The following is a 15,174-nucleotide window of genomic DNA, read 5'->3' as shown; positions in this document are numbered from 1 at the left end:
CCTTATTTTCTGAATGGGCGGGTGATTAACCCGACAGGGCCGGTGCTATACCAGCGACGGTTGCCGCGACTGCGTGAATCACGACCGACAGCCTGCGTCAGGCGGTCAAGGATAATGGCGAGGATCACAATGCCGACGCCGCCCACGGTGGCCAGTCCCATATCAAGACGACCAATGCCGCGTAGCACCATCTGACCCAGTCCGCCGACGGCGATCATTGAGGCAATCACTACCATGGAGAGGGCCAGCATCAGCGTCTGGTTGACACCCGCCATGATGGTTGGCATCGCCAGCGGAAGCTGAACTTTAAACAGCATCTGGCGCGGGCTGGCACCAAATGAACGCGACGCCTCGATAAGATCGGCCGGTACCTGGTTAATCCCGAGTATCGTCAGACGAATGACCGGCGGCAGGGCGAAGATAATGGTCACCACGACGCCCGGCACGTTGCCGATACCAAACAGCATCACGATCGGCACCAGGTAGACAAACGCGGGGGTGGTCTGCATTGCATCCAGCAGCGGACGAATAATCTTCGCCGCCCGCGGACTGCGCGCCAGCCAGATCCCCATCGGCAGGCCGATAGCGACGCAGAAGAGCAGGGCGGTAAGCACCAGCGCTAAGGTGATCATTGCCTGCGACCAGGCGCCAATCGCGCCGATGGCAATCAGTGAGATCAGCGTGGCGACACCCATGCCGGCGCTGCCAAACTGCCAGGCAATCAGGGAGAAGAGCACAATAGCGACCGGCGCGGGCATGCCGAGCATCAGCTGCTGGAAACCGTTCAGGATGTAATCCACCGGTACGCGGATCCCCTGGAAGACCGGACGGAAGTGAGTCACTACCCAGTCGATCCCCTCCGTGACCCAGCTATCCAGCGGGATCAGCGTTTTATGAAACGGATCCATAATATTGAAGTGCTCTGGCGCAGGAGCCGGTGCACTGTTGAGCCAGTCCGCCGCGCCGCCATCGGTTGGCGCAGGCGTGGAAGACCCCCACGCATCGGCAGATTGAGCAGCGCTGTCCGCCGCCTCGGTGGTTCCCCACGGGTTAGATTGATCAGCCATTGTTTGTCCCCTCGCGATCTAAAGCCTGCAGCAACATGCGTTTTGAGATGATGCCGACGTACTGTTGTTCCTCACTGACTACCGGTACGGCACACGGGGCCTGACCAACGTGAGAGAGCAGCTCGCTGAGCGGCGTTTCGGCGTCCACGGCAAGCGGGGAGTCGATAACCGCCGCATCAATACCCTGATTTTCGCTGAGTGCGGTTTTCAGGGAGTCAATGGAAACAATGCCAACAAATTTATTACCGCGTTCGATCAGATAACCGTATTCCCGATCTTCATCCTGCAACAGTTTCAGTGCAGAGCGCGGACCAAAGCCCGGTGTTTTGCGGATAAGACCGTTCGGTGAACGACGGGCGATATCTTTCGCACTAAAGACCTGACTAATATCCACGCCGCGGAAGAAGGTGCGCACATAATCATTGGCCGGATTATTCAGAATTTCATCCGGCGTGCCGACCTGCACCACTTCACCATTTTGCATAATGGCAATACGGTCACCAATACGCATGGCTTCATCAAGATCGTGGGAAATAAAAACAATGGTACGTTGATGTTTAGCCTGTAATTTTACCAGCTCATCCTGCATCTCGGTGCGAATTAATGGATCGAGTGCCGAGAAGGCTTCATCCATTAATAAAATGTCTGGGTTAATGGCTAATGCGCGGGCTAATCCGACACGCTGGCGCATCCCGCCGGAAAGCTCATCCGGGTAGGCATGCGCATAATTCTCGAGGCCCACCTGACGTAATGCATCCAGCGCTTTTTCCTGACGTTCATTAGCGGTAACGCCCGCTAATTCCATGCCAAAGGCGGCATTATCCAGCACCGTCATATGCGGCATCAGCGCGAATGACTGGAACACCATTGCAATCTTCTTTCTGCGCACCTCGCGAAGTTCAGCCTCTGATATTCTGGCGATATCAACGCCATCAATCAGTACCTGTCCACGGGTGGGTTCAATCAGGCGATTGAGAAGGCGAACCATAGTGGATTTACCCGAACCGGATAACCCCATGATGACAAAAATCTCGCCTTCTTCAATGGCCAGACTGGCGTCTTTAACGCCAAGCGACAGCCCGGTTTTTTCCAGAATTTGCTCTTTTGAAAGGCCTTTCTCAATATATTTGAATGCGCGCTGAGGATGCTCGCCAAATACTTTATAAAGATTTTTCACTTCTAATTTAATTGCCATGCAATAGAGAGTGTCCTGTTATTTGTTTATGTCGATATCATTACCATGGTAAATAGTTAACTGGCATTACCCTAACATACTGAGAATCTGAGACAACCCTGGGTTTGCTTATGGCAGGAATTTTGCCGTAAGCGAAACGGCTGAATTTCCCATGAGTAAAGGGCTGAGCGTGGTTTGAATTTTTCTGAATTTTTTGCTTTTGCACAGCGAAATTTCGCCTGAATCGGAGTGATTCAGGCGAATATGAACGGGGAATTACAGTGTAGTTGCCCGTAAAATATTAGGGAGGAAATTGTTAGATTTATATTAAATTAATGAACGTTAATCCGCTCATTAAAAATCCCAGTCCTCATCTTCGGTCTCCACCGCTTTGCCCATCACATACGACGAACCAGACCCGGAGAAGAAATCGTGGTTTTCATCGGCGTTGGGTGACAGTGCCGCCAGGATCGCCGGGTTCACGTCGGCCATTTCCGGTGGGAAAAGCGCTTCGTAGCCGAGATTCATCAGCGCTTTATTGGCGTTGTAGCAAAGAAACGCTTTTACCTCCTCCTCCCAACCGGTACCGGCGTACAATTCTTCGGTATAACTCAGTTCGTTCTCGTACAAATCCATCAGCAAATCGAGGGCAAAACCTTTTAACGCTTCGCGCTTTTCTTCGCTGACGTTCTCCAGCCCTTTCTGATATTTATAGCCGATGTAGTACCCATGTACGGCTTCATCACGAATGATGAGGCGAATTAAATCGGCGGTGTTGGTCAGTTTGCCGCGGCTCGACCAGTACATCGGTAACCAGAAGCCCGAATAGAACAGGAAGGATTCCAGAAACACGCTGGCAATTTTCTTCTTCAGCGGTTCGTCGGCCTGATAATACTCCAGCACCAGGCTGGCCTTTCGCTGCAATGACTCGCTTTCTTCGCTCCAGGTGTATGCCGCGTCCACATCTTTGGTCTGGCACAGCGTCGAAAAAATCGAGCTGTAGGAGCGGGCATGGACCGCCTCCATAAAGCTGATGTTCGACATCACCGCCTCTTCGTGAGGCGTCAGCGCGTCGGCCATCAGCGCAGGGGCACCGACGGTATTTTGAATGGTGTCCAGCAGCGTCAGACCGGTGAACACACGGATCGTCAGCTGCTGTTCGGCGTGGCTGAGGGTTTGCCAGGCCGGAATATCGTTTGAAAGCGGGACTTTTTCCGGCAGCCAGAAGTTGCTGGTCAGGCGGTTCCACACCTCCAGGTCTTTATCATCCTGAATTTTATTCCAGTTAACGGCACTCACGCGTGACAGTTTCATCCTTTCTCCTTACAGCGCGCAGGACACGCAGCCTTCAATTTCGGTACCTTCCAGCGCACGCTGGCGCAGGCGAATGTAGTAGAGGGTTTTGATCCCTCTCTTCCAGGCGTAAATCTGCGCCCGGTTGATGTCGCGCGTGGTGGCGGTGTCCGGGAAGAAGAGCGTCAGCGACAGCCCCTGATCCACGTGTTTTGTCGCCTCGGCGTAGGTATCAATAATTTTCTCAGGGCCAATCTCATACGCGTCCTGATACAGGGCCAGATTGTCGTTGGTCATGAACGGGGCAGGGTAATAAACGCGCCCGGTCTTACCTTCCTTGCGGATCTCAATCTTCGACACAATCGGGTGGATACTCGACGTGGCGTGGTTAATGTAAGAGATTGACCCGGTTGGCGGTACGGCCTGCAGATTCTGGTTATAGATGCCGTAACGCATCACATCGTCCCGCAGCTGCTGCCACATCTCGCGGGTGGGCAGGAGAACCCCGGCATCGGCAAACAGCTGGCGCACTTTGTCGGTTTTCGGCTGCCAGTCTCCTTCCAGATATGGCCTGAAGTACTCACCGCTGGCGTAACGCGACTGTTCAAAGCCCGCAAAGCGCTGGTTACGCTCGCGCGCCAGCATCATAGAGGTATGCAGCGCATGCCAGGTAATGGTGTAAAAATAGAGGTTGGTGAAATCCAGTCCTTCCGGGCTACCGTAGGCGATACCTTCCCGCGCCAGATAGCCGTGCAGGTTCATCTGCCCAAGGCCGATGGCGTGCGAGGCGGCATTACCGGCTTCAATGGACGGCACGCTGCGGATGTGGCTCATGTCTGACACCGCGGTCAGCCCGCGAATGGCGGTCTCCACCGTGCGGCCAAAATCGGGGGAATCCATAGTGTGGGCAATATTCAGCGACCCGAGGTTACAGGAGATGTCTTTGCCGATGTCGGCGTAGTCCAGGTTTTCGTCATACGTTGATGCGCTGTTCACCTGCAATATCTCCGAGCAGAGGTTGCTCATATTGATTCGCCCGGCAATCGGGTTCGCACGGTTGACCGTATCTTCATACATGATGTACGGATAGCCGGACTCAAACTGAATTTCGGCCAGCGTCTGGAAGAAATCGCGGGCGTTAATGTACTTCTTACGAATGCGATCGTCGGCCACCAGATCGTGATACAGGGCGCTTATCGCCACATCACCAAACGCTTTCCCGTAAATACGCTCAATGTCGTAGGGCGAGAAGAGCGCCATCTCGGCATTTTCTTTGGCGAGCGCAAAGGTGATATCCGGAATCACCACCCCAAGCGACAGGGTCTTAATGCGGATTTTTTCATCGGCGTTTTCACGTTTGGTATCCAGGAAGCGCAGGATATCCGGATGGTGCGCGTGCAGATAGACCGCCCCCGCGCCCTGACGCGCCCCCAGCTGGTTGGCATACGAGAAAGCATCTTCCAGCATTTTCATGACCGGAATCACGCCGGAGGACTGGTTTTCGATGCGCTTAATTGGCGCACCGGCTTCACGCAGGTTCGACAGCAGAAACGCCACACCGCCGCCGCGTTTAGAAAGCTGCAGCGCCGAATTCACCGCGCGACCAATCGACTCCATATTGTCTTCGATGCGCAGCAGGAAGCAGGATACCAGCTCGCCGCGTTGGGCTTTTCCGCAATTAAGAAAGGTCGGTGTGGCGGGCTGGAAACGGCCGGAGAGCATCTCATCCATCAGGCATTCTGCCAGGGTTTCATCGCCCTGCGCGAGCGTCAGGGCAACCATCACCACGCGGTCCTCGAAGCTTTCAAGATAGCGTTTGCCGTCGAATGTTTTCAGGGTATAGCTGGTGTAAAACTTCCATGCGCCAAGAAACGTCTGGAAACGAAAACCACGGCTATGGGCTTGCCCGAACAGCGTCTCCACAAAGGCACGATCGTACCGGGCCAGCACGCGCTCTTCGTAATAGCCTTCCTTGACCAGATAATCGAGACGTTCATTCTGGCTTGCAAAGGTCATGCTGTAGGGGCGGACGTGGGTGGCGATAAACGCCTCCACCGCCTCATGATCTTTGCCAAACTGAATATGCCCCTCACGGTCATAGAGGTTCAGCATCGCGTTTAATGCGTGGTAATCCGGTGTCGCCTGAATTACACGTTCTGCGGTTGTCGTTGCCAAAATTCGTTCACTCCTTTACGCACGTTCTCTACGTCCTGCTGTGTCCCCATCAGTTCAAAACGATAGAGATACGGCACGCCGCATTTTTGAGAAATAACATCCCCGGCACGGCCAAAGGCATCGCCGAAACTGCGATTGCCCGCCGCGATAACGCCGCGAATAAGCTGTCGGTTGTGGGGATCGTTGAGAAAGCGGATCACATGGCGAGGCACGGCCCCCGCGGTGCCACCTCCACCATAGCTCGGGACCACCAGAATGTAGGGTTCGTCTACCCGGATCCGTTCCCGCTCGTTAAGCGGGATGCGTATCGCAGGCAGCCCGACGCGCTCAATAAAGCGGAGCGTGTTTTCCGAGCTGCTGGAGAAGTAGACCAGCCCACTCATGCCCTGGCGGCCTGGGCGGCGAGGCGGTTAATCATGTCGGGGCGAAAGCCGGACCAGCTGGTCTCCCCGGCGACGACGACCGGCAGCTGGCGAAAACCTTGTGCCCGCAGGGTATCGGCAGCTTCGGGCTGCAGGTCTATGTTCACCATCTCAAAGGCCACTCCACGGCTTTCCATTGCACGTTTTGTCGCGTGGCACTGAACACAATCGTTACGAGTGTAAATAATAATGCTCATGATTCGTATTTCCATTTAAAATGAGAGAGCGGCGCGAATCATCGCGTCAGGTTGTGTGTATCTTGCTAAAGGGAATACTAGATGTAGTTGTCTGAAGATTCAACCATACAAGATATGGGAATTTCAGATTAATATGGCCCCGATGATGAGCACAGCGGGGCAGGGCGGGCTGTACGGCGTTTTCAGGCGCGCAGGCAAAGAAAAGCCCCGGGGGCTGACGCGACCGGGGCGGATACGGACAGGCTGAGACGACTATTTGCGCAGGCTAAGCAGCGCCCCCACGAAGATACCCACCGCGGCTACCGTACCAAGCGTACAGAGGGGTTTTTCGCGAACGAAGGTATTGGCGCAGCTGATGGCATCGCAGGCAGCCTGCGTGGTGCGCGAACGCCCATTCATGCGGGCGCGGGTTTCACGTAGCAAAGACTGAGCCTTACGTTTTGCGGCATCCGCTTCGTCCTTCGCACCGGAACCCCAGGATTTCAGCACTTCTTCCAGCGAGTCCGCTAATTGGCTGACATCGTTACGAATATCCTGCGTGTCGTCGTTAATATCGTTTCGGTTCGGTCTGTTAAACATACGATCCTCCGTAATTTTGCGTTCCCGTTTAGTTTAGTCCAGAAATTTAATATCTGAAGCGCGTCACGCGTTATCTGGCAGTTTATGGAATATTCTGAAAGCCCTGCTAATGCTGAATACTGTAAGGTTGCCGGGCAGGAAAAGATAACGAGGAAAAGATATGTATTTACGACCTGATGAGGTGGCGCGCGTTCTTGAAAAAGAGGGATTCACCATGGATGAGGTGACATCAAAAGCGTATGGATATCGCCGTGGCGAGAATTATGTTTACGTTAATCGTGAAGCAAGAATGGGACGTACCGCTCTCATTATTCACCCGACGCTGAAAGACAGAAGTTTGTCATTTGCTGAGCCTGCCTCGGATATTAAAACCTGCGATCATTATCAGCAATTCCCACTGTATTTAGGTGGTGAAACGCATGAACATTATGGTATTCCGCATGGCTTCAGTTCGCGTATGGCGCTGGAGCGGTTTTTGAAGGGACTGTTTGGCGACGTACAGTAAATCTGCGACTGGCATTCGCCAGTCGCCTCACATCATGCTTTGGCCTGGCTGTACTGGCTGACCTTAAACAGGCGGCGACAGTAGTCGAGAAAATAGCCATACACCGCACCCATCAACATTGAAATCACGATATTTGAACTGACCGCTGCGACGATTTGATGCCAGTCTGCGCCCACTGTCAGCAGAATAGCCACGTAAACCGGCGACTGGAACGTCACGTATGCCAGAACGTCGGCGAGGTTTTTCACCCACCCTGACGGGCTAATACGACGCGCAAAGCGCATGACCGCATCGCGGTATAATCCGTAAGGCCACGCAATAATAATGTTGACCGGAATTGCCACCAGACGAGAAGAAAGTGACTGCTCAAAGGACATTCCGGAGAGGAAAATTTCGATCAGCATGTTCACGACGGAACAGTAAACAACCATCGCGAAGGTATCCGCTACCGCATGGCGCAGGCGAGATTGCGGTGAGAACATGTCTGAACTCCTTGAGAAGAACACAATAGAAACGATTTTCCCTCAGCGGTTAGTGCTTTAGGTTGGTTTGTTAGTCGTGTATAGCGTATATCTCTGCCTTTGAACTAACAACTAGTTATTAATTTTTATTTAGTCGCGTTTTGTCCACAAAATTCTCTAAAATTGCGTGTTTTTTGTTCGGTTCGTTATAATCTGTCCCTGCCGTCAGTTTTTGTATGTAAATCAATCTGTTGATCTTAAGCGTGCCGAAGCGAACGTTCTGCCCGAACGACGACAGTGCGGCATGCTTTGATTTGGATTAAATCTAACCGTTTATACTGAGATAAAGATTGAATCCGGCGGTATCGACAGTTATCCGCCGATATTATTAAACGCGATATTTTAAAACATTTACATTTTTAGCAAGACGTGCCCGCGGGTAGATATTCCAGGCGAAATGAATTATTCTCTTGTCGATTTTTCGATTTACCCTAAAGAAAAGGTTTTCAAATATATGTCTTTGACGTTACAGAATCTTAATAATATCCGAACTCTGCGTGCGATGGCGCGTGAATTATCCCTGGACGTTCTTGAAGAAATGCTGGAAAAAGTCAGGGTCGTTGCTGAAGAGAAACGGAGTGAGCTGGCGGAATTAGAGCAACAACGCGCTGAGCAGCAGGAAAAAATTAATGCCCTGCTGGAACTGATGAAAGCTGATGGTATTTCACCGTCCGATCTCCTCGGTTCAGATATGGCGCAGGCCGGTAAGCCAGCGAAAAAACGTAAACCGCGTGAAGCGAAATATCGCTTTATTGATCTCAACGGTGAAGAGAAAACATGGACCGGTCAGGGGCGTACGCCAAAGCCTATTGCCAATGCACTGGCAAACGGTAAATCACTGGATGATTTTCTGATTTAATCCATGAGCCGGGCGGAAGACACCGCCCGGTTGCCTGTTTAGCAGACGCCGAAATCACCCTCTTCGGTATACAGGGCCAGGTCTGCGGCCTTCAGGGTAAATTTCTCGCCTTGCTCATTGCTGGCCTGAACCGCCACAACGCTATCGCCGTTCACTTCGAGTACTTTCAGTTTTGGGCCGCCTTTACGCGGTTGCACATAATCACCGACAGAAAACATACTACCTCCTCATCGTTTCAATGATCTTCACCTTAGCCCACGTCTGATGCCGGGTACAGCGTATTTCACCGATTACTGCTTATGAGGTACGCCGGTTCCAGGGCATCACTTTCAGCAGTCTCGCCATTCCGCAAAACCCGGTCAGCCCGGCAAACAGCAGCCCGGCACCCACAAAGCCGCTCAGCAGGAAAAAGCCGCTGGAGAGCGTAAAGCCCAGCACGACCCCGCACAGGGTGAGCAGCCCGGCGGCAATTTGTACCTGGCGCATCAACGGCAGCGGCTGTGATGTGTCTTCCTGCGTGATCAACCCAGCCTGCTTCCACCCCTGAATTCCGCCTTCAACGATAAACGCCTGAGCAGGCGCGGCAGCCTGAGCAAGGCGGGCTGCGTTCGAGGATGTCCGGGCGCCAGACTGGCAGTGAAAAATCACCGTTTCGCCCGCGTGCGTCTCAAGCCCGCCGGGTAAGGTGTCCAGCGGCACGGACCGGGCGGCGGGAATATGCTCGCGGGCATATTCGTCGGGATCGCGAATATCGATCAGTTTTGCACCTTCAGCAACGAGCGCATTGGCCTGCAGGGGTGAAATGAGCGGTAGTGACATGGTGGCTCCTTACGGGCAATAGAGGCTTTTCAGGGTACTGATAAGCTGATGCACCGCATCGTTTTTAATGAAATACAGAATGCGCTGCGCTTCACGGGTGCTGTCGATAAGCCCCTCTTCACGCATACGCGCCAGATGTTGTGACGTGGCGGATGGGCTAAGCCCCGTCGCCCGCGCCAGATCGCCCGCGCTGGTACCCGGTGTACCGCACAGCATGCAGAGGATCAGCAACCGACGCGGATTGCTCATCGCTTTTAACAGGGCTGCGGCCTGTCCGGCGCTGGCCTGAAGTTGTTCGAGTTCAGTCATATTAGTTTAGTCTTTACTTAATTAAGTAAACTCTAAACTAATGGAGAGGATTAAGCCAGTGTCAAAAGCGTAAAAGAGGGTAAAAGGGCGATAAAGAGATGGCGCAGGCCGTTAAACTGGCTACGCTTAGAGAATGTTCTCTTTTGTATTTTCAATTGGTTAGCTTGCACGGAGTCGTTATGGGTTTTTGGCGTATTGTCTTTACTATTATCCTGCCACCGCTGGGTGTGCTGCTCGGCAAAGGGTTTGGCTGGGCGTTTATCATTAACATCGTTCTGACCTTACTGGGCTACATCCCTGGTCTTATTCACGCGTTTTGGGTGCAAAGCAAAAACTAAGCGCGCCACAATAGGTCGCTGTATATCCCGGTCAGCACGCCCTGTGGACCAAATTGCTGTTTGATCCAGCGCGTGACCTGGCCGGTCGCCGCATGCTGCGTGGCAAGCAGCATGCGTGAATCCTGACGCGGATTATTGATTCGCCGCGTGACCAGCAGCCCGTCCTCCACCGCCTCGCGGGCCATATACTCCGGTAAAAAACCAATCCCGTCCCCAAGGATCTGACACTGGCATTTGGTGTTGAAGTCGGGCACCAGAATCGCCTCCTGGCCGTGCAGCAGCCAGCCGACCTTCTTGTTTATAGTGTGCGCCGTGTCTTCCACCATGATGTTGGGGTACAGACGCAGCTGGCTTTCGGCTATCGGCTCCGGCACGAAGGCCAGCGGATGTTCCGGCGCGATGGCGAATACCCAACGGATGGCACCGATCTCGGTGTAATCAATGCCGCCGCCGTCGAGCAGCGTATCCGGTGCGCCAATCGCGATATTGGCCTGGTTGTTGATAATGGAGTCCCAGACGCCGTTGTAGACCTCGGTCGTGACGGTGATCTGGCAGGTAGGAAACTGTTTTTTCAGCACCTGCAGCAGCCGCGCCGTATGGCGTGGGGTGTACAAAAGCTGGTTGATGCAGATGCGGACCCGTGCCTCAATGCCCTGTGAAATGGTGTCTATCCCGCGCTTAATGGCATGAAAATCATTCAGCAGGTCGGTCGCTTTACGGTAAAAGTAAAACCCCGACTCGGTCAGCTCAATGCTGCGCGTATTGCGTACAAACAGCACCACATCCAGCCCGGTCTCCATTCGCTTGATGGTGTAACTGATGGCAGAGGTGGTTACGCCAAGCTCGGTGGCGGCTTTGCTGAAGCTGCCAAAGCGTGCCGCCGTGGTGAAGGCCAGCAGGTTCTCTTCAGTAAAGATGGAATTCATATTACGGCTCCTGTTAGCCATCAGTTTTGAACATATTTTAACAGCGCTGTTACAACGCATATGACGGCGGTCACAGTTCTGATTATTCGCGTCGAGCCGCGTCATGTCAGGCTTCATCAGGCATAAGCAGAATGCTGTCTGAGGCGAATAAAAGCGCTAAAACATAAGTAAAAGATTGCACGGCCGCACATTTTGGCTGAATTGTTGAATTTAACTCAATAATGAATTGACTGTCGATGAATGATTTTTAAGCGGATTCTTTTCTCACCAGGCTGTTGCTATTCTCAGGTCATGAGCAATACATCATGGGGAGTCTGAATATGTCTGCGAACGAACTCGTTACTGAATTTTTGCTGGCGGCAGAGCAGGGCAATATTGACGGGCTAAAAGCCTGCCTTGAAAAAGGTGTCGATATTAATGCCACTCAACGCCAGAAAAGAACGGCCGTTATTATTGCCAGCCTGAAAAAGCATTATGACTGCGTGGCATTTTTAATTGCCGCCGGAGCAGATATTGATCAACAGGATCAGACCTGTTTTAACCCCTTCCTGATTAGCTGCCTGACAAATGATTTAACCCTGCTGCGAATAGTCTTACCCGCCAACCCGGATCTTGATCGCCTGACCCGCTTCGGTGGCGTCGGCATTACGCCTGCCAGCGAGAAAGGGCACGTTGAGATTGTGCGCGAGCTGCTGGAGAAAACCGATATTAACGTCAACCACACCAACTTCGTGGGCTGGACGCCGCTACTGGAAGCGATTGTCCTCAACGATGGCGGCGCGAAACAGCAGGAAATTGTAAAGCTGTTACTGGATAACGGCGCAAATCCGCACATGACCGATAAATACGGCAAAACCCCGCTCGAACTGGCGCGGGAAAAAGGCTACCACCAGATAGCAGACCTGCTGCTGGCCGCAGGCGCGTAATTCCTTCGGCCAGCCTTTTCCGGCTGGTCGCTCATTCAGACAGTATTTTACCGACGTGCCTATTGCACGACGGCGGCCCCCTTTTATCCTCATTCAGGAGAAAATAATGCCCACCAAAATCGTCATAAAAAAGAATACCTATTTTGACTCGGTGTCATTGATGTCGGTTTCCACGAAGGCCAATAAATTGCCGGGCGTTGAGCAGGCTTTTGTGGCTATGGCGACAGAAATGAACAAAGGCGTATTAAAAAATCTCGGGCTATTAACGCCGGAATTAGCGGATGCCAAAAACGGCGACTTAATGATTGTGATTAAAGGCGAGGCGGCGAATGACGAAACGCTGGCAGCCATCGAAGCGCTTTTCACCCGCAAGGAGAGCGGCGGGAGCCATGAAGCGCGTTATGCCACCCTTGCCAGTGCGAAAACCCATCGTCCTGAGAGCAACCTGGCGGTGATTTCGGTAAACGGCACGTTTGCCGCCCGCGAAGCACGTCAGGCGCTGGAAAACGATCTCAACGTCATGCTCTTCTCCGACAACGTCAGCCTTGATGACGAGCTGGCGCTGAAGCAGCTGGCACACCAGAAAGGGCTGCTGATGATGGGGCCGGACTGCGGCACGGCCATTATCAACGGTACCGGGCTGTGCTTCGCCAATGCGGTGCGTCGCGGACCGATCGGTATTATCGGGGCGTCCGGGACCGGCAGCCAGGAGCTGAGCGTGCGGATCCATGAATTCGGCGGCGGCGTGTCGCAGCTGATTGGCACCGGCGGGCGCGATCTGAGCGAAAAGATAGGTGGCCTGATGATGCTGGATGCCATCGCGATGCTGGACGCTGACGACGCCACCCAGGTGATTACCCTCATCTCTAAACCGCCTGCGCCGTCGGTGGCAGAAAAAGTGCTGGCCCGCGCCCGCACCTGCCGCAAACCGGTGGTGGTCTGTTTCCTCGGTCGTCATCAGCCGCCGGCTGATGAAGGCAACCTGCAGTTCGCCCGTGGCACCAAAGAGGCGGCGCTGAAGGCCGTGCTGTTAACGGGGGTGAAAAAAGAGTCTCTCGACCTGCATCCGCTGAACTGGCCACTGATCGAAGAGGTGCGTGCCCGGCTGACACCCCAACAGAAATACATCCGCGGCCTGTTCTGCGGCGGCACCCTGTGCGATGAGGCCATGTTCGCCGCGCTGGAAAAGTTCGACGACGTCTACAGCAACATTCAACCCGATCCGGCGAAACGGCTGGACGATATCAACGTCAGTAAAGCCCACACCTTCCTTGATTTTGGAGATGACGATTTCACCCACGGCAAACCGCACCCGATGATCGATCCGACCAACCGCATCAGCCGCCTGTTGCAGGAGGCGCGTGACCCCGAGGTGGGCGTGATCGTGATGGACTTTGTCCTGGGCTTTGGCGCGCACGAGGATCCGGTCGGCGTGATGCTTGAGGCCATAAAAGAGGCGCAGGCGACGGCGAAAGCCGATAACCGTCCGCTGGCAATTCTCGGCTATGTGCTCGGAACCGACCAGGACTCACCGTCCCTGGCACAGCAGTGTCAGCTTCTGACCGAGGCAGGGGTGATCTGGGCGAGCAGCAGCTCCAACACCGGATTACTGGCACGTGAATTTGTCTTTAAAGGGGAGACTGCCTGATGACGACCTTATTTAACCAGCCGTTGAACGTGATTAACGTCGGTATCGCGCTGTTCAGTGCGGATCTCAAAAAGCAGCATATCCCCGTGACCCAGCTCGACTGGACGCCGCCGGGGCAGGGGAATTTGCAGGTTGTAGAGGCGCTGGATCAGCTGGCCCTTGCGCCACTGGCTGACAAAATCGCCGCCGCCAATAAGATTGCCTTTGAGCGCATTATCCAGTCCCATCCGGTGCTGGTGGGCTACGACCAGGCGATCAACGTCGTGCCGGGCATGACCCGCACCACCATTCTGCACGCCGGTCCGCCCGTCAGCTGGGAAAACATGTGTGGCGCAATGAAAGGAGCCGTGACCGGGGCGCTGGTGTTTGAAGGGCTGGCACGCGATATCGACGACGCGGAGCGCGTGGCGGCGTCAGGGGCGATCACCTTCTCGCCCTGTCACGAGCATGACTGCGTAGGCTCAATGGCGGGCGTCACTTCGGCATCGATGTTTATGCACATCGTTGAGAACAAAACCTACGGCAACCGGGCGTTCACTAACCTTAGCGAGCAGATGGCGAAGATCCTGCGCATGGGCGCCAACGACCAGAGCGTTATTGACCGCCTGAACTGGATGCGTGACGTGCTCGGCCCGATGCTGCGCGATGCCATGAAAATCATTGGTGAAATCGACCTGCGCCTGATGCTGGCCCAGGCGCTGCACATGGGCGACGAGTGTCATAACCGCAACAACGCCGGCACCACGCTGCTGATCCAGGCGTTGACGCCCGGGCTGATTCAGGCCGGGTATCCGGTGGCACAGCAGCGTGAGGTGTTTGAGTTCGTCGCCAGCAGCGACTACTTCTCCGGCCCGACGTGGATGGCGATGTGTAAAGCCGCCATGGATGCCGCACACGGTATTGAGTACAGCACCGTGGTCACCACCATGGCGCGTAACGGCTACGAGTTCGGTCTGCGCATCTCCGGGCTGCCGGGGCAGTGGTTCACCGGCCCGGCGCAGCAGGTGATGGGGCCGATGTTCGCGGGCTACAGGCCGGAAGACTCCGGGCTGGATATTGGCGACAGCGCCATTACCGAAACCTACGGTATCGGTGGTTTTGCGATGGCCACAGCCCCGGCGATTGTGGCACTGGTGGGTGGCACGGTGGATGAAGCCATCGATTTCTCCCGTCAGATGCGCGAGATCACCCTCGGCGAAAACCCGAACGTCACCATTCCGCTGCTCTCGTTTATGGGCATTCCAACCGCCATCGACATCACAAAAGTCGCGGGCAGCGGCATTCTGCCGGTCATTAACACCGCCATTGCGCACAAAGACGCAGGCATTGGCATGATTGGGGCGGGCATCGTTCACCCGCCGTTTAGCTGTTTTGAAAAGGCGCTGTTGACCTTCCGCGATCGCTACTTTTTATAAG

At 54.3% G+C, this 15,174-nt stretch carries 18 protein-coding genes; 6 read left to right on the top strand and 12 right to left on the bottom strand.

The genetic code is table 11. The annotated features are described in order from the left end of the window. Window positions 1-2: 2 nt before the first annotated feature. The 7 genes from proW to HV340_RS17505 form a co-directional block, all read right to left on the bottom strand. Window positions 3-1,067 carry a glycine betaine/L-proline ABC transporter permease ProW gene (gene proW, locus HV340_RS17535; RefSeq protein ID WP_014171320.1) on the bottom strand — a complete coding sequence of 355 codons (1,065 nt, stop codon included), beginning with the start codon at window positions 1,065-1,067 and terminating at the stop codon, window positions 3-5. Next, a complete protein-coding gene (gene proV / locus HV340_RS17530) occupies window positions 1,060-2,262 on the bottom strand; it encodes a glycine betaine/L-proline ABC transporter ATP-binding protein ProV (RefSeq protein ID WP_020883862.1) in 1,203 nt (400 codons plus the stop codon). Before proV ends, proW begins: the two co-directional genes overlap by 8 nt. 333 nt (window positions 2,263-2,595) lie before the next feature. Beyond that, window positions 2,596-3,555 (bottom strand): class 1b ribonucleoside-diphosphate reductase subunit beta, encoded by a 960-nt coding sequence (nrdF, locus tag HV340_RS17525; protein ID WP_020883863.1) that lies wholly within the window; start codon window positions 3,553-3,555, stop codon window positions 2,596-2,598. A 9-nt stretch (window positions 3,556-3,564) separates the two neighbouring features. Next, window positions 3,565-5,709, bottom strand: coding sequence for a class 1b ribonucleoside-diphosphate reductase subunit alpha (gene nrdE, locus HV340_RS17520; protein WP_181216124.1), 2,145 nt, complete (start codon window positions 5,707-5,709; stop codon window positions 3,565-3,567). After that, window positions 5,682-6,092 (bottom strand): class Ib ribonucleoside-diphosphate reductase assembly flavoprotein NrdI, encoded by a 411-nt coding sequence (gene nrdI, locus HV340_RS17515; protein ID WP_181216123.1) that lies wholly within the window; start codon window positions 6,090-6,092, stop codon window positions 5,682-5,684. The genes nrdE and nrdI overlap by 28 nt, the downstream gene beginning before the upstream one ends. After that, window positions 6,089-6,328, bottom strand: coding sequence for a glutaredoxin-like protein NrdH (nrdH, locus tag HV340_RS17510; protein WP_020883865.1), 240 nt, complete (start codon window positions 6,326-6,328; stop codon window positions 6,089-6,091). The genes nrdI and nrdH overlap by 4 nt, the downstream gene beginning before the upstream one ends. Window positions 6,329-6,580: 252 nt before the next feature. After that, window positions 6,581-6,907, bottom strand: coding sequence for a DUF883 domain-containing protein (locus HV340_RS17505; protein ID WP_014171314.1), 327 nt, complete (start codon window positions 6,905-6,907; stop codon window positions 6,581-6,583). A gap of 160 nt (window positions 6,908-7,067) precedes the next feature. On the opposite strand from HV340_RS17505, the gene HV340_RS17500 reads away from it, so the two are divergent. Beyond that, complete coding sequence (locus HV340_RS17500; RefSeq protein ID WP_006811693.1) at window positions 7,068-7,412, top strand: DUF2002 family protein; 345 nt, start codon at window positions 7,068-7,070, stop codon at window positions 7,410-7,412. Between the two features lie 32 nt (window positions 7,413-7,444). Here HV340_RS17500 and alaE read toward each other — a convergent pair whose 3' ends face one another. Beyond that, the gene (gene alaE, locus HV340_RS17495; protein ID WP_020883866.1) at window positions 7,445-7,894 is read right to left on the bottom strand and encodes an L-alanine exporter AlaE; all 450 of its coding nucleotides are present in this window, start codon (window positions 7,892-7,894) and stop codon (window positions 7,445-7,447) included. Between the two features lie 493 nt (window positions 7,895-8,387). On the opposite strand from alaE, the gene stpA reads away from it, so the two are divergent. After that, on the top strand, window positions 8,388-8,792 hold the full coding sequence (gene stpA / locus HV340_RS17490; RefSeq protein ID WP_020883867.1) for a DNA-binding protein StpA: 405 nt from the start codon (window positions 8,388-8,390) through the stop codon (window positions 8,790-8,792). Between the two features lie 38 nt (window positions 8,793-8,830). Here the strand turns inward: stpA and HV340_RS17485 are convergent, their stop codons facing one another. From HV340_RS17485 to HV340_RS17475, 3 genes are all read right to left on the bottom strand, one after another. After that, window positions 8,831-9,010 (bottom strand): hypothetical protein, encoded by a 180-nt coding sequence (locus HV340_RS17485; RefSeq protein WP_014171310.1) that lies wholly within the window; start codon window positions 9,008-9,010, stop codon window positions 8,831-8,833. A gap of 79 nt (window positions 9,011-9,089) precedes the next feature. Further along, window positions 9,090-9,611, bottom strand: coding sequence for a rhodanese family protein (locus tag HV340_RS17480; protein ID WP_040018936.1), 522 nt, complete (start codon window positions 9,609-9,611; stop codon window positions 9,090-9,092). Window positions 9,612-9,620: 9 nt separating this feature from the next. Beyond that, window positions 9,621-9,920: a metalloregulator ArsR/SmtB family transcription factor gene (locus HV340_RS17475; protein ID WP_020883869.1), complete on the bottom strand. Its 300-nt coding sequence runs from the start codon at window positions 9,918-9,920 to the stop codon at window positions 9,621-9,623. A 179-nt stretch (window positions 9,921-10,099) separates the two neighbouring features. Here HV340_RS17475 and HV340_RS17470 point away from each other — a divergent pair, with 179 nt between their 5' ends. Further along, window positions 10,100-10,258 carry a YqaE/Pmp3 family membrane protein gene (locus HV340_RS17470; protein ID WP_032678825.1) on the top strand — a complete coding sequence of 53 codons (159 nt, stop codon included), beginning with the start codon at window positions 10,100-10,102 and terminating at the stop codon, window positions 10,256-10,258. On the opposite strand, the gene HV340_RS17465 is transcribed toward HV340_RS17470, so the two are convergent. After that, entirely contained in the window at window positions 10,255-11,184 is a 930-nt protein-coding gene (locus tag HV340_RS17465; RefSeq protein WP_020883871.1) for a LysR substrate-binding domain-containing protein, read from the bottom strand. The genes HV340_RS17470 and HV340_RS17465 overlap by 4 nt on opposite strands. Window positions 11,185-11,504: 320 nt before the next feature. Here HV340_RS17465 and HV340_RS17460 point away from each other — a divergent pair, with 320 nt between their 5' ends. From HV340_RS17460 to HV340_RS17450, 3 genes are all read left to right on the top strand, one after another. Beyond that, the gene (locus HV340_RS17460) at window positions 11,505-12,110 is read left to right on the top strand and encodes an ankyrin repeat domain-containing protein (protein WP_020883872.1); all 606 of its coding nucleotides are present in this window, start codon (window positions 11,505-11,507) and stop codon (window positions 12,108-12,110) included. Window positions 12,111-12,216: 106 nt separating this feature from the next. Next, window positions 12,217-13,758 carry an acyl-CoA synthetase FdrA gene (gene fdrA / locus HV340_RS17455; RefSeq protein ID WP_181216122.1) on the top strand — a complete coding sequence of 514 codons (1,542 nt, stop codon included), beginning with the start codon at window positions 12,217-12,219 and terminating at the stop codon, window positions 13,756-13,758. Then, window positions 13,758-15,173, top strand: coding sequence for a DUF1116 domain-containing protein (locus HV340_RS17450; RefSeq protein WP_181216121.1), 1,416 nt, complete (start codon window positions 13,758-13,760; stop codon window positions 15,171-15,173). The genes fdrA and HV340_RS17450 overlap by 1 nt, the downstream gene beginning before the upstream one ends. The last annotated feature ends 1 nt before the right edge of the window (window position 15,174 follow it).

The organism is Enterobacter sp. RHBSTW-00975, from assembly GCF_013615235.1.
GTDB classification, from domain to species: domain Bacteria; phylum Pseudomonadota; class Gammaproteobacteria; order Enterobacterales; family Enterobacteriaceae; genus Enterobacter; species Enterobacter ludwigii.
This window is presented reverse-complemented; position numbering and strand designations above follow the sequence as displayed.